Source organism: Microbacterium sp. Bi128, from assembly GCF_918698205.1.
On sequence record NZ_CAKKMM010001470.1, the window covers coordinates 1 to 1,225 of the forward strand.

At 68.0% G+C, this 1,225-nt stretch carries 1 protein-coding gene and 1 pseudogene; both read left to right on the forward strand.

Annotated elements, in window-relative coordinates:
• The coding region (locus LQV45_RS33755) for a peptidylprolyl isomerase (RefSeq protein ID WP_230012168.1) at nt 1–671 on the forward strand (671 nt) is incomplete at its 5' end.
• 61 nt (nt 672–732) lie between these two features.
• Nucleotides 733–1,225, forward strand: a pseudogene (locus LQV45_RS33760) (DUF349 domain-containing protein); the annotation flags it as partial.

Here is a 1,225-nt window from a genome sequence, read left to right on the forward strand (position 1 = left end):
CAATTGGCCTGGCCTTGGTGCTTCAGCTGACCGCCTTCGCCTCAAACCCGACCGAAGAGGAATTCGCGGCCGCGCAGGAGGGACTGAACAGCCCGTCGGCATCCGCCTCACCCACAGCGGCCCCGACGAACGGCGCGAACATCCCCAAGCCGGAGACTGCCGCAGGCAAGACGTTCACGGGCGAGCTCAAGCTGAACCGCGGCACGCTCGGCGTCGAACTCGACGGCACGAAGGCCCCCCAGGCCGCGGCGGTCTTCAAATCCCTTGCCGACCAAAAGTTCTACGACGGCGTCAGCTGCCACCGGCTGACCACGGCGGAGAACTTCGGCGTACTCCAGTGCGGTTCCAAGGCAGGTGACGGCAGCAGCGACCCGAGCTACAGCTGGGGCCCGCTGGAAAACACCCCGACGGACAACAAGTACCCCGCCGGAACCATCGCAGTGGCCCGGACCGGCGGGAACGCCAACGGTAACGGCACCCAATTCTTCATTGTGTACAAGGACACCGTCATTCCAGCGGATGCCGCCGGGGGCTATACGGTGGTGGGCAAGGTGACCTCTGGACTCGACGTGGTGGGCGGTATTGCCGCTGCCGGACTGAAGCCCGGCGACAACGCCACCGACGGCGCACCTGCGGAACCAGTCACGATAGACTCGTTCTCACTGAAGTAACCAGCCGCGGCCCCCAAGGCCCTGGTCCCGGTATTTCCCTCCAAGCGAAAGACTTCTAGCGGTGACAGACAGTCAGAAATCCGACGAAACATTGGCAACAGCAGCTGCCAACGAAACCGAAACCGAGGCGACCCCCGCCGAGAGTGCAGGCGCTGCCGTAGACTCCGACGGCGAGACTGCGGCACCCGAGGCCCCAGCCGCGACCAGCGAGGAACCCGCCGAGGCACCCGAGGCCACTGTGCCCACCGTTCCGGCAGAACCTGCCGAGCCCGCGGAGACGGCCGAGCCTGTTGACCAAGCTGAAGCCACCGCCGCCCCGGTTCCGACGCCGGGTCCCGCGCCGGCCGCGCGTCCCGCGCCGAGCCCGGCAGCGTTTGCCGGCCGGCCGAAGGCCAAGCCGTCCGCGGCCGCACCGGCTCCGGCCCCGGCGGCCGTGTCCTCCGCAGCCTCACTGGCCGAAGCGGCCCGCTGGGGCCGTGTTGAAGGCGACGGCCACGTCTTTCTGACCGTTGACGGCACGGAATACCCCGTAGGCCAGTACCCGGGTGTCAGCG